Genomic DNA, 20,164 nt, shown 5'->3' on the forward strand with positions numbered 1-20,164 from the left:
AACGTTGTTTGGGGCGATGCTAGGAAGCGCCCGGCGGCGCGGCAATGGTGCAGTGAACTAATGCGCTCGACCGCCGGCGGCGCAGAGCTTTCTGCTAGGCGCTCGACCGATCAGGCGCTGACGGTGGCGCCCAGGCGCGACAGCCGCACCCAGCTGTTCGGCGGCACCGGGTTCCACTGGCCGCTGTGCGCGTCCAGCGGCTCGGAGGCGATGATGCTGCCGCGGTCGCCCTCGTTGACGTAGAGCGTCGGCGGCTTCTGGTCGCTGGCGAAACGGAAGGCGTAGATCTGGTCGCCGTCGGCCAGCGCCGCGGCGAAGCGCAGCGGCTCGTCGACGCCGGCAGCGCGCATCAGCGCCAGCGTGTCGTCGAGCACCGTCGGCATCGCCTGGTCCGGCGTCTCGCCGGCCTCGATGCGAGCCAGGGTCAACAGGAACAGCAGCTCCGAATCGGTCGAGCCCTGGCGCGCAGCGAACAGCCGGTCGGGCAGCCGCGCCTCGAGCGCGCGGCGCACGCGCGCGTAGCCGCCGATCTGGCCGTTGTGCATGAACAGCCAGCGCCCCTGCTTGAACGGATGGCAGTTCTCGCGCGCCATCGAGGTGCCGGTGGCCGCGCGCACATGAGCGAAAAACAGGCGCGAGCGCAGCGTGTGGGCCAGCGACTGCAGGTTCTCGTCGGCCCAGGCCGGCATCGCCTCGCGGTAAACGCCGGGCTCGTCGCGGTCGCCATACCAGCCGATGCCGACGCCGTCGCCATTGGTCGGGGTCTTGGCCTGCGTGGCCCGCCGCGACTGGCGCACCAGCGAGTGCTGCGCCGAGCAGACCAGCTCATCGAGGTACAGGGGGTCTCCCAGGTAGGCGAGCAGGCGGCACATGGTGGGTGGTGTTGGACGGGGGATTGATCTCTTATCGGCGGCCGCCGGCGCGGGCTTGAGCCCGGCGCCGGCGCCGGCGTGCGCTCGCACCGATATGCTGCCGCGGCATGAAAAAAGTCTTCGCAGATCTCTCGACACCGGCCGTGGTGGCCGGGTTCGTCGCCGTGCTGGTCGGCTACACCAGCTCGGTGGCGATCGTCTTCCAGGCCGCGCAGGCGCTCGGCGCGACGCCGGCGCAGACGGCGTCGTGGATGTGGGCGCTCGGGCTGGCGATGGGCTTGTCAACCATCGCGCTGTCGGGGTGGACACGCCAGCCGGTGCTCACTGCCTGGAGCACGCCGGGCGCCGCGCTGCTGGCGGCGACGCAGGGCATTCCGCTGCCGGAGGCGACCGGCGCTTTCGTCGTCTGCGCGCTGCTGATCATCGCGGCCGGCGCGACCGGGGCCTTCGAGCGCGTGATGGACAAGGTGCCGATGGCCATCGCCGCCGCGCTGCTGGCCGGCGTGCTGGCACGCTTCGGGCTCGATGCGGTGCTCGCGGTGCGCACGGCGCCGGGGCTGGTGCTCGGCATGGGGGTGGCCTTCCTCGTCGGCCGGCGCGCCTGGCCGCGGTATGCGGTGCCCGGCACGCTGGTGGCGGGCATCGTCCTCGCCGCGCTGCAGGGCCGGCTGGGCCTGGCCGCGCTGCAGACGGTGGACTGGGGCTGGACCGCGCCGCAATGGGTGACGCCGCGCTTCAGCATCGCGGCGCTGGTCGGCATCGCGCTGCCGCTGTTCATCATCACGATGGCCTCGCAGAACCTGCCCGGTGTGGCTGCGCAGCGGGCGGCTGGTTACCGCACGCCGGTGTCGCCGGTGATCACCGCCACCGGCGTCACGACGCTGCTGCTGGCGCCCTTCGGCGCCTTCGCGATCAACCTGGCGGCGATCACCGCGGCGATCTGCATGAGCAGCGAGGCGCACGAGGACCCCGCTCGGCGCTACACCGCGGCCATCGCCGCCGGCGTGTTCTACGTGCTGCTCGGCCTGGCCGGCGGCGCCGTCGCCGGCCTGCTGGCGGCGTTTCCGCGCGAGCTGGTCGCCGCGGTCGCCGGCCTGGCGCTGATCGGCACCATCGCCGGCGGGCTGGCCACGGCGCTGAAGGACGAGCAGCACCGCGACGCGGCTGCCATCACTTTTCTCGTCACGCTGTCGGGCGTGTCAATGGCCGGCATCGGCTCGGCCTTTTGGGGCGTGGTCGCCGGCAGCGTCGCGCTCCTCGTGCAACACTGGCGCCCCCTTCGCTGACGCCCCGGCCTGACCCATGAAACTGCTCTTCGTCGCCGACCCGCTGGAGGCGTTCAAGACCTACAAGGACACCACCTTCGCGATGATGCGCGAGGCCGCGCGGCGCGGCCACCAGCTGTGGGCCTGCGAGCCGGGCGACCTGGTGTGGGTGCGTGGCGCGCGCGTCGTTGCGCGCGCCGCGCGGGCGATCGCGCTGACCGGCGACGAACATCACTGGTTCAGCGTGCTCAGCCAGGGTGAGCTGGCACTGGCCGATGCCGACGCGGTGCTGATGCGCAAGGATCCACCCTTCGACAGCGAATACTTCTATGCCACGCACCTGCTCGGCCAGGCCGAGCGCGAAGGCGCGCGTGTCTTCAACAAGCCGGCGGCGCTGCGCGACCACCCGGAAAAGCTGGCGATCCTCGAGTTTCCCGAGCTCATCGGGCCGACGCTGGTCACGCGCAGCGCCGACGCGGTGCGCGCCTTCCATGCCGAGCACCACGACATCATCCTGAAGCCGCTCGACGGCATGGGCGGCATGGGCATCTTCCGCGTCGGGCCCGACGGTCTGAACCTGGGCTCGATCATCGAGACGCTGAACCGCGACGGCGCGGTGTCGCTGATGGTGCAGAAGTACCTGCCGGAGATCGCCCAGGGCGACAAGCGCGTGCTGGTGATCGGCGGCCAGCCGGTGCCGTTTTCGCTGGCCCGCATCCCGCAGGGCAGCGAGATCCGCGGCAACCTCGCCGCCGGGGGCAAGGGCGTCGCGCAGCCGCTCACAACGCGTGATAGGCAGATCGCTGAATCGCTCGGGCCGATCCTCGCCGCACGCGGTCTGCTGCTGGTGGGCCTGGACGTCATCGGCGACTGCCTGACCGAGATCAACGTCACCAGCCCGACCTGCTTCCAGGAGATCACGCAGCAGACCGGCTTCGACGTGGCGAAGATGTTCGTCGACGCGCTGGAGGCGGCGGTCCGGAGCTGAGGCGCTGAGCGCGGACAATCCGCGCATGGCCCTGATCACCCTGACCAATGCGCAGCTCGCCTACGGGCACTGGCCGCTGCTCCACCACACCGACGTCTCGCTCGAAGCCGGCGAACGCATCGCGCTGATCGGCCGCAACGGCAGCGGCAAGTCCTCGCTGCTGAAGGTGCTGGCCGGCATCGACCGGCTCGACGACGGCATGCTGCAGTTCCAGCAGGGCCTGCGGCGCACCTACGTGCCGCAGGAGCCTCAATTCCGCGCCGGCGCGACGGTCTTCGAGGCCGTGAGCGAGGGCGTGGCCGAGGTCAAGGCCTTGCGCGCGCGCTTCGAGGCCCACGCCGCGGGAGACGACCTCGACGCGCTGCAGACGCGCATCGAGGCGCTCGACGGCTGGACCTGGGAGCAGCGCGTCGACGAGGCGCTGCAGCGCCTGCACCTCGATCCCGACGCGGTGATCGACGCGTTGTCCGGCGGCACGAAGAAACGCGTCGCGCTGGCGCAGGCCCTGGTCACGCGGCCCGACGTGCTGCTGCTCGACGAGCCGACCAACCACCTCGACCTCGATGCGATCGATTGGCTGCAGCAGTTGCTGATCGATTTCGGCGGCGCGCTGGTCGTCGTCTCGCACGACCGCGCCTTCATCGACGCGGTGGCCACGCGCATCGTCGAGCTCGACCGTGGCGAGCTGCGCAGCTACCCGGGCAACTTCAGCAGCTACGAACGCACGAAGGAAGCCGAGCTCGAGGCCGAGGCACTGGCCAGCGCGCGCGCCGACAAGCTGCTGGCGCAGGAAGAGGTGTGGGTGCGCAAGGGCGTCGAGGCGCGGCGCACGCGCAGCGTCGGCCGCATCACGCGGCTGAAGCGCCTGCGCGAGCAGCGCGCCGCGCGGCGCGAGCAGCTCGGGCAGGTGCGGCTGGAGCTGGCGACCGGGCTGCCGAGCGGCAAGATCGTCGCCGAGCTCGACGACGTCAGCCTGAGCTACGGCGACAAGCTGATCGTCGAGCGCTTCACGTCGACGATCCTGCGCGGCGACAAGATCGGCCTGATCGGGCCGAACGGCGCCGGCAAGACGAGCCTCTTGCGCCTGATCCTCGGCGAGCAGCAGCCGACCAGCGGCACGGTGCGCCGCGGCACGCAGCTGCAGGTGGCCTATTTCGACCAGATGCGCGCCGGCCTCGACCTCGATTCGACGCTGGCCCAGACGATCAGCCCCGGCAGCGACTGGATCGAGATCGGCGAAGGCAGCAAGGCGACGCGCAAGCACGTGATGAGCTACCTCGGCGACTTCCTGTTCGCGCCCGAGCGCGCGAACTCGCCGGTGCGCACGCTGTCCGGCGGCGAGCGCAACCGGCTGCTGCTGGCGCGCCTGTTCGCGCTGCCGGCCAACGTGCTGGTGCTCGACGAGCCGACCAACGACCTGGACATCGATACGCTCGAACTGCTCGAGGAGCTGCTGCAGTCCTACGCCGGCACGGTGTTCCTGGTCAGTCACGACCGGCGCTTCCTCGACAACGTCGTCACCAGCCTGATCGCCTGGGAGGGCGATCTGAAAGCCGGCCTGTGGCGCGAGTACGAAGGCGGCATCGACGACTGGCGCGCGGCGCGCGAGCGGGCGGCGGCCACGCTGCCGAAGGCAGCCTCCACGACATCGCCGAAGCCGGCCGCGGCGCCCACGCCCGCCGCCGCGGCGCCGCGCGAAGCGCCGGCACGCGCGAAGACCAAGCTCAGCTACAAGGAGCAGCGCGAGCTCGACGAGCTGCCCGGCCGCATCGAAATCCTCGAAGCCGAGCAGCAGGCGATCGGCGCGCGCCTCGCTGGTACCGAGCTGTACCAGCAGGAGCCGCAACGCGTGGCCGAGCTGCAAGGACGTTATGCGGCGATCGAGGACGAGCTGATGGCGGCGCTCGAACGCTGGGAATTGTTGGCAGCGGTGCAACGTTAAGCCGGCGCCGGGCCGCCCCAAGCCGGCTGCGCCCCCTTGGGGGGCTGCGAACGAAGTGAGCTTGGGGGCTCACGTTCATTGGGGTAATCCGCAGGGTGTAGCGCAGGTGACAGGTGCGGTGCGGCGCGCGCGCCTACCGTGGCGCGCTTTGCATGACCGACCTGGAGCGCCCCCGATGCCGACCTCGCTGCAACGACGTACCTGCCTGGCCGGCCTCGGCGCACTCGCGGCCAGCCCATGGACCACCGCGCTGGCGCAGGCGCCGGCGGGCGACATCGTGATCGGCCAGAGTGCGCACCTGAGCGGCCCGCTTAGCGCCACCTTCAAGGCCGTGGTGCGCGGGCAGGAGCTGGCGCTGGAGGAGTTCAACCGCCGCGGCGGCGTCGGCGGCCGCAAGGTCAAGCTGGTGACGCTGGACGATGCCTACGATCCGAAGCGCTGCGTCGAGAACGTCAACCTGCTGATCGAGCGCGACAAGGCGGTCGCGCTGTTCGGCCTGGCGAGCACGGCCAACGTCGGCGCGGTGCTGCCGATCCTCACCGAGAAGAAGGTGCCGCTGGTCGGCGTGTACACCGGCGCGCCGGCGCTGCGTGCGAAGCAGCATCCGTACTTCTTCACCGCGATGGCCAGCTACCGCGATGAAGTGGTGCAGATGATCCGGAACCTGGCGACGGTCGGGCGCACGAAGCTCGCGGTCGCCTACCACGCGAGCCCCTTCGGCCAGCTGATGCTGCCGGTGGTCGAGGAGGTCTGCAAGGAGCTCGGCTCGGCGCTGGTGGCCAAGGCCGCGCTCGACATCCCGGGCCAGGAGTCGGTGGCCGTCGTGCAGACGCTGGCCGCCGCGCAACCGCAGGCGGTGCTGTTCATCGCCTTCGGCCCGGCGCTGGTGCCCTTCGTCAAGGCGGCGCGGGCGCAGCTCGGCGTGCCGGTCTATGCGCTGTCGATCGCCAGCTCCAAGCCGCTGCTCGACGCACTCGGCGACGAGGCGCGCGGCCTGGCTTTCACGCAGACGCTGCCGTACGCGATGCGCGCGACCAGCACGCTGACGCGCGACTATGCGGCGGCGATGGAGCGCGCCAGGCTGCCGATCGACTTCGACCACTTCTTCGGCTACCTGAACCTGCGCGTGCTGCTCGAGTTGCTCAAGCGCGCCGGCAGGGCGCTGACGTCACAGAGCCTGGTGTCGACGATCGAGGGCCTGGGCAAGGTCGACTTGGGCGGCTACACGCTGAACTTCGGACCGCAGAACCACCACGGCTCGAATTTCGTCGACCTCTTGATCGTCGGCCCGGGGGGGCGATTCATCCGCTAGCCGGCGCCGGGCCGCCCCAAGCTGGCTGCGCCCCCCGGGGGCCGCGAACGAAGTGAGCTGGGGGTCGGCAAGAACGGCGTCAGCGGTAGCCGGACCAGCCTTCGTTGGTCGCCGCCGGGTGCGTGCGGCTGACGATCAGGCCGGCCTGCAGGTAGATGCCGTTGAGCAGCCGCTGCGCACGGCCGCGGTCGATGCCCGGCCAGTCGCAGATCTCGCGCAGGTTGCAGGTGTGGCGGCGCAGCCGGCTGATGCAGCGGGCCATTGCCGCAGGCAGATCCAGGCCGTCGAAGCTGACGCCGGGCGCGACGCGGTAGGCGGCCTGGCCGGCGATCTCGGGCAGCAGCGCCTCGCGCGCGCCGCGCATCGCCAGCGCCCACAGCACCGGTGCCAGCGGGTGATAACGCGTCAGGTCGCCGACCAGCGCGCGCTCGGGATCGCCCGGTGCGCGCAACGTGGCGCGCTCGACCTGCAGCACCTGCAGCGCGTCGAGCCGACTCGCCAGCACCTGGGTCATCGGCACCGCGCAGTGCGTGAGCTTCTGCGCCGGGAACATCGTCAGCGTCAGCACCTGGTCGTCCCACTGCAGGTGGATCGCCAGCGGCTGCCCGTGGCGCACGCCGGCCGCCAGCACGTCGAGCAGTTCGCTGTGCTGGCCGCGCTGCTCAAAGCGTTGCAAGTCTTGCATCAGCGACGGGCTGAGCGACGTCAGCCGCGAATTCGCGGCATCGGTGCCATGCAGCCGGTCGAGGTCGTCGAGGTAACGACGAAACTCGCTGACACGCATCAGGTCAGGGGCACCCTGCGGTAGCGTGGAACGAAACATGTCAGCGCCCGCCCGGCCGCCCGAAGGGCGCTGAGCCCCCCTCGGGGGGAGCGAACGAAGTGAGCAGGGGGCATTGCATCTAGGGGGGATCCTACGTCTCGCACTTGACACAAGTGGTGACGTTACGTTTCGGCGGCACCCCGCACTCGGGTGGGTTGCTGCAACGCGCGGCGCGCGGCTGTGAAGCATTGCCAGAACGCCGCGTCCTGCGAACTCGCGAAGTTGATGCGCATCAGCGTGCTCGGGCGCGGCCGGGCATGAAAGAGGCTGCCCGGCGCCACCAGCCAGCCTTGTTCGGCCAGCCGCGTGCCCAGCTGGTCGGTGTCGACACCGGTATCGATCCAGCCGAACAGGCCCTGCGGCGGCGCGACGAACGTGCAGCCGGCGTCGGTCGCCAGCCGCATCACGCGCTGCCGGGCCGTGTCCAGCCGCTGGATCACGCGCTCGGCATGGCGCCGCAGCAGGCCCTGGTCCAGGCACCAGGCGACCGCGCGTTCGAGCAGTGCCGGCGAGGTCAGCGTCATCAGCAGTTTGGTGTCGATGAAGCGCTCGGCCAGCGCCGGCGTGGCCGCCACGTAGCCGACGCGCCAGTTCGGCGCCAGGATCTTCGAGAAGCCGGAGACGTAGACCGTGCGCTGCAGGCCGTCCAGCGCCGCCAGCCGCGGTGCATGCGGCGGCGCGAGCCAGGCGTAGGTGTCGTCCTCGACGATCAGCAGGTCGTGCGCGTCGGCGAGCTTGAGCACCTGGTGCGCGGTGGCCAGCGACAGCGTGTGGCCGGTCGGGTTGTGCAGCACCGAGACCGTGACGTACAGGCGCGGGCGGTGCTCGGCGATCAGCGCCTGCATGACGGCGAGGTCGGGGCCGTTCGGCCCGCGCGGCACCGGCAGCAGCCGCATGCCCAGCCGCGTCAGCCGCGCGAATTCGACCGCCCAGCCGGGCTCGTCGACCAGCACCGCGTCGCCCGGCTGCAGCAGCGTGCGGGCGACGATGTCCAGCGCATGCGTCGCGCCCAGCGTGGTGACGATCTGGCCCGGATCGGCGGCGATGCCGAGCTCGCCATCGAGCCGGCGCGACAAGGCCTGGCGCAGCCCCGGGTCGCCCGCCGGATCGCCGTAGCGCAGCGCGTCGGCGGCATGCGGCAGCGTGCGGCGCAGCGCGCGCTCGATCAGCGCGGCGTCGAGCCAGGGCTCGGGCAGCGTGCCCAGCCCCGGGCCGACGTGGCCCTGGCGGCCCTGGAACATGCCGCGGATCAGCGCGGTGGCGTCGATCGGCGCCGGCAGCGCGGGCGGGCGGGCGGCGGCGCCGGCAATCGCCGCGCCGGCGCCGCCGCGGGGTGCGGGCGCCTCGCGCACGAAGAAGCCGCGCTGGCGCTGCGCCTCGACCAGGCCTTGCGCCTGCAGCTGGTCATAAGCGGCGACGACGGTGCTCGGGCTGACGCCGTGCAGCCGCGCGCATTCGCGCACCGACGGCAGTCGCGCGCCCGGCTGCAGCGTGCGCTGGCCGATGCGCTCGGCGAAGCGGGCGGCGAGCTGCTCGCCGAGCGTCGCGGCGCCGTCGCGCTGCAGTGTGCGGTTGACGACGCGCTGGGGCAGGTCTCGGGGAGCGTTCATGGCCAGATGTACCGTCGGAGTCGACAGTACAGATGAGTGATCTGTATCGCCGAGTGTACTGACGCTGTGCTGATCGCGGCCCTAGACTGAAGGGATGGTCAGCAGCCCCCAGCTCACTTCGTTCGCGGCCCCAGGGATCCGAAGGATCCCTTGCGGGGCCCCTGGGCGCTCAGTGCCTTTCGGGCGGCCGGGCAGGCACTGATGTCCTCGAGCACCGTGCTGAAAACCACTTCCGGCTGGTCCCCCGCCACGCGCGGCTGGCTGCTCGGCGCGCTGGGGGTCGGCATCTTCGCGCTGTCGATCCCGATGACGCGGCTGGCCTCGGGCAGCGCGGCCGAGCCGCAGCTGCCGGCCGTCTTCGTCGCCATCGGCCGCGCCGCGCTGGCCGGCCTGTTCGCCGCGCTGTGGCTGCTGGGCACCCGCGCGCCGCGGCCGCGGCCGCAGCAGTGGCGGCCGCTGGCGCTGACGGCGCTCGGCGTCGTGTTCGGCTGGCCGCTGCTGCTGGGCTTCGCGGTACTGCACGTGGATGCCGTGCATGCGTCGGTGGTCACGGGGGTGCTGCCGATCGCCACCGCGGCCACCGGCGCGCTGCTGCTGCGCCAGCGCGCCAGTCTCGGCTTCTGGCTTTGCGCGCTGCTCGGCACCACGCTCGTGCTCGGCTTCGCGTGGTGGAAGGGCGGCGCCGGCTTCCAGGCCGCCGATGCGCTGCTGCTGGGCGCGGTGCTGTTCGGCGGTTATGGCTACGTGCAGGGCGCGCGGCTGTCGATCGGGCCGCAGGCGCTGGCGCCGGAGCAGGTGATCTGCTGGGTGCTGGTGCTGAGCCTGCCGCTGACGCTGCCGATCGCGCTGATGCACTGGCCGACGGCGCCGGTGCGGGCCAGCGCCTGGGGCGGCTTCCTCTACGTCTCCCTCTTCTCGATGTGGCTCGGCTTCTTCGCCTGGTACCGCGGGCTGGCGCTCGGCGGCACCTTGCGCGTCAGCCAGGTGCAGCTGCTGCAGCCCTTCCTGTCGATGTGGTTCGCGGTGCCGCTGCTTGGCGAAACGCTGGATGCGGCGACGCTGGTGTTCTCGCTCGCCGTGATGGCCACGGTGTTCATCTCGAAGCGGATGGCGGTGCGCTCGTGAACGGTTTCGTGGTCTCCAGCGATCCGTCGCGGCTGGACCTCGCGCTGATCCATCGTTTCCTGAGCGAGGAAACGCGCTGGGCGCGCGGCATTCCGCGTGCGACGGTCGAGCGTTCGATCGCCCATTCGCTGTGCTTCGGCGCCTACTGCGTAGCCGACGGCGCGCAGCTCGGCTTCGCGCGCATCGTCAGCGACCGCGCCACCTTCGCCTGGCTGGCCGATGTCTTCGTGCTGCCCGAGCAGCGCGGCCGCGGCATTGCCGTCGCGCTGCTGCAGGCGGCCGACGCCCACCCCGAGCTGCAGGGCCTGCGCCGGCGCCTGCTGGCCACGAGCACCGCCGCGCCGCTGTACGCTCGCCACGGCTGGGTGCCGCTGGCCGCCCCCGAGATCTACATGGAACGCAGCGACCCCGAGGTCTACCAGCGCGCCGCATCACCCATTCCAACCGGAGACAAGTCATGAGACAACGTGAGTCAAACTTTCGGCGGGCCGAGCGCCGGGCCGCTCCCAAGCCGGCCCGCATCCCCTCGGGGGATCGGCCGATGTACTCGTCGGACGAGGGGCAGTCATGAGTCTGTGGACCCAGGCGCGCCGCAGCGCCCGCATGAACCCGTCGATCATTCGCGAGATCCTGAAGGTCACCGAGAAGCCCGGCATCCTGTCGATGGCCGGCGGCCTGCCGTCGGCCGACACCTTCCCGGTCGAGCCGATGCGCGAGGCCTGCGAGATCGTGCTGCGCACCGCCTCGCGTGAGGCGCTGCAGTACGCCGGCAGCGAAGGCTTCGGGCCGCTGCGCGAGTGGGTCGCCGCAAAGCTCGCGTCGATGGGTCACCGCGTCGGCGCCGACCAGGTGCTGATCACCACCGGCTCGCAACAGGGCCTGGACCTGGTCGGCAAGATCATGATCGACGCCGGCGCGCCGGTGGCCGTCGAGACGCCGACCTACCTCGGCGCGCTGCAGGCCTTCAACCCCTACGAGCCGATCTACACCAGCCTGGCCAGCGACCAGGACGGCCCGCTGCCCCAGGCGCTCAGCGCGCTGAAGCACGACGCGCCGGGCACGCGCTTCGCCTATCTGCTGCCGAACTTCCAGAACCCGACCGGCCGCGTGATGCCGGCGGCGCGCCGCGATGCGCTGGTCGCGGCCGCGCAGTCGGTCGGCGTGCCGCTGGTCGAGGACAACCCCTACGGCGACCTGTGGTTCGACGAGGAGCCGCCGGCGCCGATCGCCTCGCGCTGGCCCGAGGGCACGATCTACCTGGGCTCGTTCTCGAAGGTGCTGGCGCCGGGCTTCCGGCTCGGTTACGTCGTCGCGCCGAGCGAGCTGTACCCCAAGCTGCTGCAGGCCAAGCAGGCGGCCGACCTGCACACGCCGGGCTTCAACCAGCGCGTCGTCTACGAGGTGATCCGCCACGGCTTCCTCGACCAGCACGTGCCCGCGATCCGCGCACGCTACAAGGCCCAGCGCGATGCGATGGCCACCGGCCTGCGCCAGCACCTGCCCGAAGGCAGCGAGTGGCAGGAGCCGAAGGGCGGCATGTTCTTCTGGGTGCGCCTGCCCGCCGGCTGCGACGCGATGCAGTTGCTGCCGAAGGCCGTCGAGGCCGGCATCGCCTACGTGCCCGGCGCGGCCTTCTACGCCCACGCGCCCGATCCGCGCACGCTGCGCCTGTCCTTCGTGACGCTGGCGCCGGAAGACATCGCCGACGGCGTCGCGGTGCTGGGCCGCGTGCTGCGCGAACACCTGGAAGTCGAAGCCGAAGTGACGCCCTGAGTCGGGAGCTCTCCGATGGCCGCTCCCTTCCTGAGTCAGGACGAACTGCGTGCCGCCGCGCGCACCGTGCACGCGGTGCTGCCGCCGACGCCGCAGTACCGCTGGCCGCTGCTCGAAGCGTTGGTCGCGCCGCGTCCAGACGACGGTACCGCGTTGTGGGTCAAGCACGAGAACCACACGCCGGTGGGCGCGTTCAAGATCCGCGGCGGGCTGGTGTATTTCGAGCGCCTGCTGAGCCGGGGCGAGCGCCCGGCCGGCGTCGTCAGCGCCACGCGCGGCAACCATGGCCAGTCGATCGGCTTCGCGGCGCGTCGCCACGGCATCCCGGCGCTGATCGTCGTGCCGCGCGGCAACAGCCGCGAGAAGAATGCGGCGATGCGTGCGCTCGGCGTCGAGCTGGTCGAGCATGGCGACGACTTCCAGGCCGCGCGTGAGCACGCGCAGGCACTGGCCGCCGAGCGCGGCTGGCTGATGGTTCCTTCGTTCCACCGCGACCTGGTCGCCGGCGTGGCGAGTTATGCGCTGGAGCTGTTCGGCGCCGTGCCGGATCTCGACACGGTGTACGTGCCGATCGGCCTCGGCTCCGGCGCCTGCGGCCTGATCGCCGCGCGCGACGCGCTGGGCTTGTCGACCGAGATCGTCGGTGTCGTCAGCGATGGCGCGCCGGCCTATGCGTTGTCGCTGGCGTGCGGCGAAGCGGTGTCGCACGCGGTGACGACGACGCTCGCCGACGGCATGGCGGTGCGCACGCCGGACGCCGACGCGCTGCGGCTGATGCAGGCGGGGCTGGCGCGCGTGGTGCTGGTCAGCGATGTACAGATCGCCGATGCGATGCGCCGGCTCTACGAATGCACGCACCAGGTCGCCGAAGGTGCCGGAGCGGCCGCGTTGGCCGGGCGCATCGCCGAGCGCACGCGGCTCGCGGGCCGGCGCACGGCGGTCGTGCTCACCGGCGGCAATGTCGACCGCAGCGTCTACGCCGAGATCCTCGCCCAATGAACCTCGAAGGAGCACGGCCATGCCGAGCTTTCGCTTTTCGCAAGTCGATGTCTTCACCGCGCAGGCCTTGCGCGGCAACCCGCTGGCCGTCGTGCACGACGCGGTGGGCCTGAGCGACGCCGAGATGCTCGACTTCGCGCGCTGGACCAATCTTTCGGAAACCACTTTCCTGCTGCCGCCGACCGACCCGGCCGCCGACTACCACCTGCGCATCTTCACGCCCGGCGGCGAGCTGCCGTTTGCCGGCCATCCGACGCTCGGCAGCTGCCACGCCTGGCTCGCCGCCGGTGGCCGCCCGCGCGGCGAGGGCCAGGTGGTGCAGCAGTGCGGCGCCGGACTGGTGCGCATCCGGCAGGACGGCCGGCGCCTCGCATTCGCCGCGCCGCCGCTGCGCCGCAGCGGGCCGGCCGATCAGCCCACCCGGGCGCGCATCGCGCAGGCGCTGCGGCTGCCCGGGGCCGCGCTGCTGCGCGTCGAATGGCTCGTCAACGGCCCGCAGTGGGTGGCGGTGCTGCTGGCCGATGCGCAAGCCGTGCTCGCGCTGCAGCCGGACTTCGTCGCGATGCAGGGCATGGACCTCGGTGTCGTCGGCCCGCACCCGGCCGGCAGCGAGTGCCAGTTCGAAGTGCGTGCCTTCGTACCCGGCCTCGGCGTGCAGGAAGACCCCGTCACCGGCAGCCTGAACGCCGGCATCGCGCAGTGGTTGATCGGTGAAGGCCTGGCGCCTGAGCGTTATGTCGCTGCGCAGGGCACGGCGATCGGCCGCGCCGGCCGCGTGCACGTACATCGGCAGGGCGACGACATCTGGATCGGCGGCGACGTGACGCCGGTGATCAGCGGCAGCCTGACCCTCTGACGCCGATGACCGAGGTCGATCATCTGGTCATTGCCTGCGACACGCTGGTGCAGGGCGTCGCCTGGTGCGAGCAGGAGCTCGGCGTGACGCCGGGCCCTGGCGGCCGCCATCCGCTGATGAGCACGCACAACCGGTTGCTGCGCCTGGGCGGCGAATTTCCGGCCGCCTACTTCGAGCTGATCGCCATCGATCCCGACGCGCCGCCGCCCGGTCGCACGCGCTGGTTCGGCCTCGACCGGCCGGCACTGCAGGCGGCGGTGCGCGAGGCGCCACGCCTGGTGCAGCTGGTCGCCCGCACGCGCGAGGTCGAGATGCTGCGCTGGGGCCTGATCAACCGGGGCGTCGATCCGGGCCGGCCGCTGGCCGCCGAGCGCGAGACGCCGGCCGGCCTGCTGCGCTGGCGCATCGCAGTGCGCGACGACGGGCTGAACGCCTGCGACGGCCTGCTGCCGACCTTGATCGAGTGGCAGGGCGTTCATCCAACCGACGCGATGCCGGTGTCTGCGCTGACGCTGGCCTCGGTCAGCCTCGGCGGCCTGCCGGCGCCGATCGCCGAGCTGTTGCGCCTGCGGCAGGTCGACAGCGCCGAGACGCCGGGCCTGTCGGTGCAACTCGACACCCCGCGCGGCCGCATTCCACTGGAGCAATGGCGCGATGGCTGAAGAACTGTTCCGCGAAGACGCCCGCCTGGTCCGCTGCGACGCGCGCATCGTCGCGATCGACGAACGCGGCGTGCAGCTCGACCGCACGGTGTTCTATCCGCAGGGCGGCGGCCAGGCCGGCGATCGCGGCGTGCTGCGCCAGGCCGATGGCCGCACGCTGGTCATCGCCGACACGCGCAAAGGCGCGGCGCCCGGCGAGATCCTGCACCTGCCAGCGCCGGAGGCCTCGCTCGAGGGCTGGTCGGTCGGCGACAGCGTCGAGGCCGAAATCGACTGGGAACGCCGCCAGCGCCACATGCGTTTTCACACCACGACGCACCTGCTGTGCGCGTTGGTGCCGCATCCGGTCGACGGCTGCTCGATCACCGCCGACTACGCGCGGCTCGACTTCCACATGACCGATGCGCTCGACAAGCAGGCGCTGACCGAGGGCATCGCGCGCTTCGTCGCCGCCGCGCATCCGGTCAGCCACCGCTGGATCAGCGAGGACGAGCTCGACGCGAACCCCGGCCTGGTGCGCAGCATGAGCGTGCAGCCGCCGCGCGGCCAGGGCCGCGTGCGGGTGCTGGAGATCGAAGGTGTCGACCTGCAGCCCTGCGGCGGCACGCATGTCGCCAACACCGCGGAGATCGGCGCGGTGGTGGTGACGAAGATTGAGAAGAAGTCAGCCAAGACCCGCAGGGTCGTGCTCGGCTTTGCCGAGTCGGCCGACAGGCCGAGCTGACTTCTTCGGGGTGCGCTCATGTGCGCGCAGCGCACGTGACGCGCGCACCAAAAGATCAGTTGCTGTACTTCTCGGCCCGGAAGTCGTCGTGGCAGGCCTTGCACGAACCCCCGGTAGCGCCGACGGCGGCCTTCAGCGCATCGAGGCTGCCGCTCTTTGCCGCGGCGTCGAGCTTGACGACTTCGGCCTGCATCTTCGAGGCCAGGTCGTTGAACTTGGCCTGCTCCTTCCAGATCTCCGGTTTCGCGCGGTTCGGCAGGCCCTTGTCGGTGCCGTCGCCGAAGCCGGCGTACGGCAGCTTGGACATCGTCATCACGATCGCCGTGTTGTCGGCCGCCACCTTGGCGTCGAAGGGCACGCGCCCCTGGGCCATCGCCGCAACGCGGCCGAAGTGGTTGGCCATCACCGTGAAGGCGCTCTGGCGGTACTTGATCGCGTCCTCGGGTTTCTGGAACTGCGCGGCGGCGGGCACACTGGCCAGGGCGATGGCGGAGACCAGGAGCAGACGTTTCATGCGGATCCTCCAAGCGGATTGATGTGCGGCGCGGGCACCGTCGCCCGGCGCAGCCCAGTGTACGGGCGAGCTCCCGCGGAAATTCCGCGGGCCTTCACTGTCAACGGCGCGCTCGCTTTCGGCTATCGTCCCGGCCCATCGGGGTGTTGGCGCGAGGCAGGGCGTAGCATGAGCGAAACGTTGTCCGAACTTCGTCCGGTGCGGGTCTGGGATCTGCCGACGCGGCTTTTTCACTGGACGCTGGCGCTGGCCGTGGTCGGCCTGGTGATCACCGGCAAGATCGGCGGCAACGCGCTGGTCTGGCACATGCGCATCGGCTTGACGGTGCTCGCGCTGCTGGTGTTCCGGCTGCTCTGGGGCCTGGTCGGCGGCCACTGGTCGCGCTTCGCGCGCTTCGTCTACGCGCCGGCGACGACGCTGCGCTACCTGCGCGGCGAGCACCGCGACGGCGACCACTTCGAGGTCGGCCACAACCCGCTCGGCGCCTTCTCGGTCTTCGCGATGCTCGGCATCCTCGTCGTGCAGGTCAGCACCGGCCTCTTCGCCGACGACGAGATCGCCACCACCGGGCCGCTGAACCGCTTCGTCGACACGGCCACCGGCCTGGCGGCCACCAGCTGGCACAAGGGGCCGGGGCAGTGGATCATCATCGGCCTGGTGCTGCTGCACGTCGGCGCGATCATCGTCTACCGGCTGCGCGGCACCAGCCTGGTGGCGCCGATGTGGCGCGGCGACAAGCTGCTGCCGGCGAGCGTGCCGCCGTCGCAGGACAGCCTGCGCCAGCGCGTGCTGGCGCTGGTGCTGTTCGCTTGCTGCGCGGCACTGTCGATCGGCATCGCCCGGCTCGGGGGGTAGACTGCAGCGCCTGAAACGCCCGCATCGATGTCGTCGCCCGTTCTTCGCCTGCAAACGCCGGACACACCGGCCTTGCTGGACGCCACGCGCGAGATCTTCCGCGAGTACGCGCAGGGTCTGGGCTTCGACCTGTGCTTCCAGAACTTCGAGGACGAGCTCGCTTCGCTGCCGGGCGAGTACGCGCCGCCGCAAGGCGCGCTGTTCCTCGCCTTCGTCGACGACGAACTGGCCGGCTGCGGTGCCTTCCGCGCGCTGCCCGACGCCGACTACCCGAACGCCTGCGAGATGAAGCGCCTGTACGTGCGCCGCGCCTTCCGGCGCTTCGGCCTCGGCCGGCTGCTGGCGCAGGAATTGATGGACCACGCGACCGAGGCCGGCTACTCGACGATGCTGCTCGACACGATGGACGACATGGAGGCGGCGCGCGAGCTGTACGGCTCGCTCGGCTTCGAGGCGATCGCACCGTACTACTTCAATCCGATTGCGGGCGCGCACTACCTGAAAGTGGCGCTGGCGTGATGCGCAGCCCGCCATGAATTCCTTTCGCCGCCTGTTGCGCGCCGCCGGCCACCAGCCGCCGCTGGGCGCCTGGATCATGTCCGCCAGCCCGATCGTCGCCGAGGCCGTCGGGCTGGCCGGCTTCGACTGGGGCGTCGTCGACATGGAGCACGCGCCGCTGGACATGATGGGCGTCACGCACCTGTTGCAGGCGCTCGGCAATACGCGCATGGCCACCGTCGTGCGCGTGCCGTGGAACGACGCGGTGACCGTCAAGCGCGTGCTCGACGCCGGCGCGGTGACGGTGATGTTCCCGTTCGTGCAGAGCGCCGACGAGGCGCGCCAGGCGGTCGCCGCGACGCGCTTTCCGCCCGAGGGCGTGCGCGGGATGATCGGCATGAGCCGCGGCTCGCGCTTCGGCACCACCGCCAACTACCTGCAGACCGCGAACCAGCAGATCGGCGTCATCGTGCAGATCGAAAGCGCCGCGGCGGTGGCGCAGATCGAGGCCATCGCCGCCGTGCCGGGCGTCGATGCGCTCTTCGTCGGCCCGGTCGACCTGTCGGGCAGCGTCGGCGTGCCCGGCCAGACGCTGCACGCCGACGTGCTGGCGCTGATGGCCGATGCGGTGCGGCGCGCCAAGGCCGCCGGCGTGCCGATCGGCAGCCTGGCCTTCACGGCCGATGCAGCGACGCGTTATCGCGCGATGGCCTTCGACTTCCTCGCCGTCGCTTCCGACCTGAACCTGCTGATGCAAGGTGCCGCGACGACGCTGCGTGCGCTGCGCACGCAGGACGGCGCCGCGCACGTGCATACGCTCAGCGGCGGCACGAATCCCGAGCCGGGCGCCTGAACGCGCGCGGCTTCCCCTCACACCACCACGGCTCCTCGATGACCTCAACCACTAGCGCGCCTGTCAAGTCGATCGAACTCCAGGCCGGCGATCTGCGGCTCGCACTGCGGCCCGACATCGGCGGCTGCATCGCCGGCCTGTGGCGCGGCGATGTGCCGGTGATGCGCAGCCCCGATGCGGACACGATCGCCACGGCGCGGGACGCCGGCAGCTTCGCGCTCGCACCGTTCAGCAACCGGCTCGGCTTCAGCCGTTTCCGCTGGCAGGGGCAGGACCATCGCATCGTCGCCAACGTCGCCGAGACGCCGCATGCGCTGCACGGCGTCGCGTGGATGCGCGGCTGGGAGGTGGTGAGCGCAAGCGGGACCGAAGCCGAGCTGCGTTACGTGCACCGCGGCGACGAGTACTGGCCCTTCGACTTCACGCTGGTGCAGCGTTTCGTGCTGAGTGCCGCGGCGCTCGAGCAGCACCTGGTGTTCACGAACACCGGCAGCCAGCCGCAGCCGGTCGGCCTCGGCTGGCATCCGTATTTCGTCAAGCGTCCGCGCAGCCGGCTGCACGTCGAGCTCGCCGAGCGCTGGGAGACCGATGCCAACCAACTGCCGACCCGCAAGCTCGCGCAGCCCGGCATCGACGGCGACGTCGCGCACCTGGCCTTCGACCACTGCTTCGAAGGCTGGCGCGGCGCCGCGCGCATCCGCGACGAGAAGCTGTCGCTGAAGCTGACCTCCTCGCTGCCCTACCTCGTCGTGCACACGCCCGAGCAGCGCGACTACTTCTGCGTCGAGCCGGTCAGCCACGTCAGCAATGCGATCCACATGGCCGAGCCCGCGGCGCACGGGCTGCGCAGCCTGGGCGCCAGCGAGACCACCGACGCGTGGATGAAGCTCGAGATCGCGCCGGTCTGATTGATGACGATGGAGATCCAAGCACTGCCGGTGCCACCCTCGCTGCTCGGCGAATCGCCGTTCTGGCATCCCGAAGAGCGCCGGCTGTACTGGATCGACATCCCGGGCCGGCTGCTGAACCGCTACGACCCGCAGCGCGAGTTGCACGAGCACTGGTCGCTCGCCTCGGAGCCCGGCGCGTGTGCGCCGCTGCTCGGCGGCGGACTGCTGCTGGCGATGCGCGACGGGCTGTGGCGTTTCGATCCGGAGACGAACTCGCGCAGCCAGCTCGCCGCACCACCCTACGACCCGGCGCGCCAGCGCTTCAACGATGGCAAGGCCGACCCGCAAGGCCGCTTCTGGGTCGGCACCATCGACGACCTGCGGGAGCCGCGCGCCGCGCTGTACCGCCACGCAAAGGGCCGCACCGAGCGCCAGGCCGAAGGCGCGACGACCAGCAACGGCCTCGGCTTCAGCCCCGACGGGCGCACGATGTACTGGGCCGACACCAAGGCGCATGCGGTCTACGCCTTCGACTTCGATGCGGGCGATGGAAGCCTGAGCCGGCGCCGCGTCTTTCAGCAGTTTGCAATGCGTGGGGCCGATGCGCCGCTCGAGACCTACGGCGGTCGCCCCGACGGGGCTGCGGTCGACAGCGAAGGCGCGTACTGGGTTGCGATGTACGAAGGGCAGCGCCTGCTGCGCCTGAGCGCGAGCGGCGAGACGCTCGGCGAGATCCCGTTGCCGGTGCGCTGCCCGACGATGCCGTGCTTCGGCGGCGATGACTTGAGGACGCTGTACGTGACGACCGCGCGCGACAAGCGGCCGGCCGACGAATTGGCGTTGCAGCCGTGGGCTGGGTGCGTGCTGGTGATGCGGGTGGAGGTGCCGGGCCTGCCGGTGAACTTCGCGCGCTGCCCGTAGCGCGGCCGGCGCCGGGCCGCCCCAAGCGGCCGCGCACCCGCTCGGCGGGTGGCCTCGTGTACCCGCGAGGCCGGGTGCCCCAGGTTAAGTAATTTCGCCCAATGGGGCGGCCCCGGACCGGCACGGGTTTCCACGTATACTTCTGCGGTTTGCCGAAACCCAGCGTAACCACGATGTCCGACCGGCCCATGACGAAGACGGGCCAGCCGAACAGGTGGCGAGATTCAGAAGATGAGGCGGCAGACGCGTCCTTCAAGAGCTTGACCCGCGAACAGGCGGCAGCCTTGAGGGCGAAGGAGCCGCCGGTATCTCCCTGGTGGGTCGTCGCGGCGCAAGCCGCGGTCGGTGTGCTGGCAGCCTTGGTCGGCTGGCTGCTCACCGGCAGGAGCGAAGTGGCATGGTCCGCGCTGTACGGCGCGGCCGTGGTGGTGGTGCCGGGCAGCCTGATGGCGCGCGGCATGACCAGTCGGTTCTCCAGCATGTCGCCCGGCACGTCTGCCGTCAGCTTCATGTTGTGGGAGATGGTGAAAATTGGCGTTTCGGTGGTGATGCTCGTCGTCGCCAACCGGATCGTGCAGAACTTGGTGTGGCCAGCCTTGCTGGCCGGCCTGGTGCTCTGCATCAAGGTGTATTGGGTGGCGCTGCTGTGGCGCCGCCGGAAGTAACGACAAGACGGGACTGG

At 71.1% G+C, this 20,164-nt stretch carries 21 protein-coding genes; 17 read left to right on the forward strand and 4 right to left on the reverse strand.

Annotated features, from left to right (window positions below; all coding sequences use genetic code 11):
• Positions 1-110: 110 nt before the first annotated feature.
• Complete coding sequence (locus HLB44_RS21825; RefSeq protein WP_173126907.1) at positions 111-872, reverse strand: class II glutamine amidotransferase; 762 nt, start codon at positions 870-872, stop codon at positions 111-113.
• Between the two features lie 107 nt (positions 873-979).
• Between HLB44_RS21825 and HLB44_RS21830 the strand changes: the two genes are divergently transcribed.
• The 4 genes from HLB44_RS21830 to HLB44_RS21845 all read left to right on the forward strand — a co-directional run bounded on the left by HLB44_RS21830 (position 980) and on the right by HLB44_RS21845 (position 6,379).
• Positions 980-2,158: a benzoate/H(+) symporter BenE family transporter gene (locus HLB44_RS21830; protein WP_173126910.1), complete on the forward strand. Its 1,179-nt coding sequence runs from the start codon at positions 980-982 to the stop codon at positions 2,156-2,158.
• Positions 2,159-2,174: 16 nt separating this feature from the next.
• Positions 2,175-3,125 (forward strand): glutathione synthase, encoded by a 951-nt coding sequence (gene gshB, locus HLB44_RS21835; RefSeq protein WP_173126913.1) that lies wholly within the window; start codon positions 2,175-2,177, stop codon positions 3,123-3,125.
• Between the two features lie 25 nt (positions 3,126-3,150).
• Positions 3,151-5,067 carry an ATP-binding cassette domain-containing protein gene (locus HLB44_RS21840; protein ID WP_173126916.1) on the forward strand — a complete coding sequence of 639 codons (1,917 nt, stop codon included), beginning with the start codon at positions 3,151-3,153 and terminating at the stop codon, positions 5,065-5,067.
• A gap of 175 nt (positions 5,068-5,242) precedes the next feature.
• Positions 5,243-6,379 (forward strand): ABC transporter substrate-binding protein, encoded by a 1,137-nt coding sequence (locus HLB44_RS21845; RefSeq protein ID WP_173126919.1) that lies wholly within the window; start codon positions 5,243-5,245, stop codon positions 6,377-6,379.
• Between the two features lie 79 nt (positions 6,380-6,458).
• Here the strand turns inward: HLB44_RS21845 and HLB44_RS21850 are convergent, their stop codons facing one another.
• Positions 6,459-7,163 (reverse strand): hypothetical protein, encoded by a 705-nt coding sequence (locus tag HLB44_RS21850; RefSeq protein WP_246312378.1) that lies wholly within the window; start codon positions 7,161-7,163, stop codon positions 6,459-6,461.
• A gap of 161 nt (positions 7,164-7,324) precedes the next feature.
• Positions 7,325-8,812: an aminotransferase-like domain-containing protein gene (locus HLB44_RS21855; protein ID WP_173126925.1), complete on the reverse strand. Its 1,488-nt coding sequence runs from the start codon at positions 8,810-8,812 to the stop codon at positions 7,325-7,327.
• 201 nt (positions 8,813-9,013) lie between these two features.
• Between HLB44_RS21855 and HLB44_RS21860 the strand changes: the two genes are divergently transcribed.
• The 7 genes from HLB44_RS21860 (at position 9,014) to HLB44_RS21890 (ending at position 14,951) form a co-directional block, all read left to right on the forward strand.
• A complete protein-coding gene (locus tag HLB44_RS21860; protein WP_173126928.1) occupies positions 9,014-9,937 on the forward strand; it encodes a DMT family transporter in 924 nt (307 codons plus the stop codon).
• Positions 9,934-10,398: a GNAT family N-acetyltransferase gene (locus HLB44_RS21865; protein ID WP_173126931.1), complete on the forward strand. Its 465-nt coding sequence runs from the start codon at positions 9,934-9,936 to the stop codon at positions 10,396-10,398. The genes HLB44_RS21860 and HLB44_RS21865 overlap by 4 nt, the downstream gene beginning before the upstream one ends.
• 106 nt (positions 10,399-10,504) lie before the next feature.
• Positions 10,505-11,710, forward strand: coding sequence for an aminotransferase-like domain-containing protein (locus HLB44_RS21870; RefSeq protein ID WP_173126933.1), 1,206 nt, complete (start codon positions 10,505-10,507; stop codon positions 11,708-11,710).
• A gap of 15 nt (positions 11,711-11,725) precedes the next feature.
• Positions 11,726-12,709, forward strand: coding sequence for a threonine dehydratase (locus HLB44_RS21875; RefSeq protein WP_173126936.1), 984 nt, complete (start codon positions 11,726-11,728; stop codon positions 12,707-12,709).
• Between the two features lie 19 nt (positions 12,710-12,728).
• Entirely contained in the window at positions 12,729-13,565 is an 837-nt protein-coding gene (locus HLB44_RS21880; protein ID WP_173126939.1) for a PhzF family phenazine biosynthesis protein, read from the forward strand.
• A gap of 5 nt (positions 13,566-13,570) precedes the next feature.
• Entirely contained in the window at positions 13,571-14,227 is a 657-nt protein-coding gene (locus HLB44_RS21885; RefSeq protein WP_173126942.1) for a VOC family protein, read from the forward strand.
• Positions 14,220-14,951, forward strand: a complete 732-nt coding sequence (locus tag HLB44_RS21890; RefSeq protein ID WP_173126945.1) for an alanyl-tRNA editing protein — start codon at positions 14,220-14,222, stop codon at positions 14,949-14,951. Before HLB44_RS21885 ends, HLB44_RS21890 begins: the two co-directional genes overlap by 8 nt.
• Positions 14,952-15,006: 55 nt before the next feature.
• Here the strand turns inward: HLB44_RS21890 and HLB44_RS21895 are convergent, their stop codons facing one another.
• Entirely contained in the window at positions 15,007-15,465 is a 459-nt protein-coding gene (locus tag HLB44_RS21895; protein ID WP_173126948.1) for a c-type cytochrome, read from the reverse strand.
• Positions 15,466-15,645: 180 nt separating this feature from the next.
• Here HLB44_RS21895 and HLB44_RS21900 point away from each other — a divergent pair, with 180 nt between their 5' ends.
• The 6 genes from HLB44_RS21900 to HLB44_RS21925 all read left to right on the forward strand — a co-directional run bounded on the left by HLB44_RS21900 (position 15,646) and on the right by HLB44_RS21925 (position 20,147).
• On the forward strand, positions 15,646-16,320 hold the full coding sequence (locus tag HLB44_RS21900) for a cytochrome b/b6 domain-containing protein (protein WP_425500839.1): 675 nt from the start codon (positions 15,646-15,648) through the stop codon (positions 16,318-16,320).
• 27 nt (positions 16,321-16,347) lie between these two features.
• Positions 16,348-16,839: a GNAT family N-acetyltransferase gene (locus HLB44_RS21905; RefSeq protein ID WP_173126953.1), complete on the forward strand. Its 492-nt coding sequence runs from the start codon at positions 16,348-16,350 to the stop codon at positions 16,837-16,839.
• A gap of 13 nt (positions 16,840-16,852) precedes the next feature.
• Positions 16,853-17,671 carry an HpcH/HpaI aldolase family protein gene (locus tag HLB44_RS21910; RefSeq protein WP_173126956.1) on the forward strand — a complete coding sequence of 273 codons (819 nt, stop codon included), beginning with the start codon at positions 16,853-16,855 and terminating at the stop codon, positions 17,669-17,671.
• 38 nt (positions 17,672-17,709) lie between these two features.
• Complete coding sequence (locus HLB44_RS21915) at positions 17,710-18,579, forward strand: aldose 1-epimerase (protein WP_173126959.1); 870 nt, start codon at positions 17,710-17,712, stop codon at positions 18,577-18,579.
• A gap of 9 nt (positions 18,580-18,588) precedes the next feature.
• Positions 18,589-19,482, forward strand: a complete 894-nt coding sequence (locus tag HLB44_RS21920) for an SMP-30/gluconolactonase/LRE family protein (RefSeq protein WP_173126962.1) — start codon at positions 18,589-18,591, stop codon at positions 19,480-19,482.
• Between the two features lie 173 nt (positions 19,483-19,655).
• Complete coding sequence (locus HLB44_RS21925) at positions 19,656-20,147, forward strand: ATP synthase subunit I (protein WP_246312379.1); 492 nt, start codon at positions 19,656-19,658, stop codon at positions 20,145-20,147.
• Positions 20,148-20,164 lie beyond the last annotated feature (17 nt).

The organism is Pseudaquabacterium terrae (genome assembly GCF_013266755.1).
GTDB lineage: Bacteria > Pseudomonadota > Gammaproteobacteria > Burkholderiales > Burkholderiaceae_C > Pseudaquabacterium > Pseudaquabacterium terrae.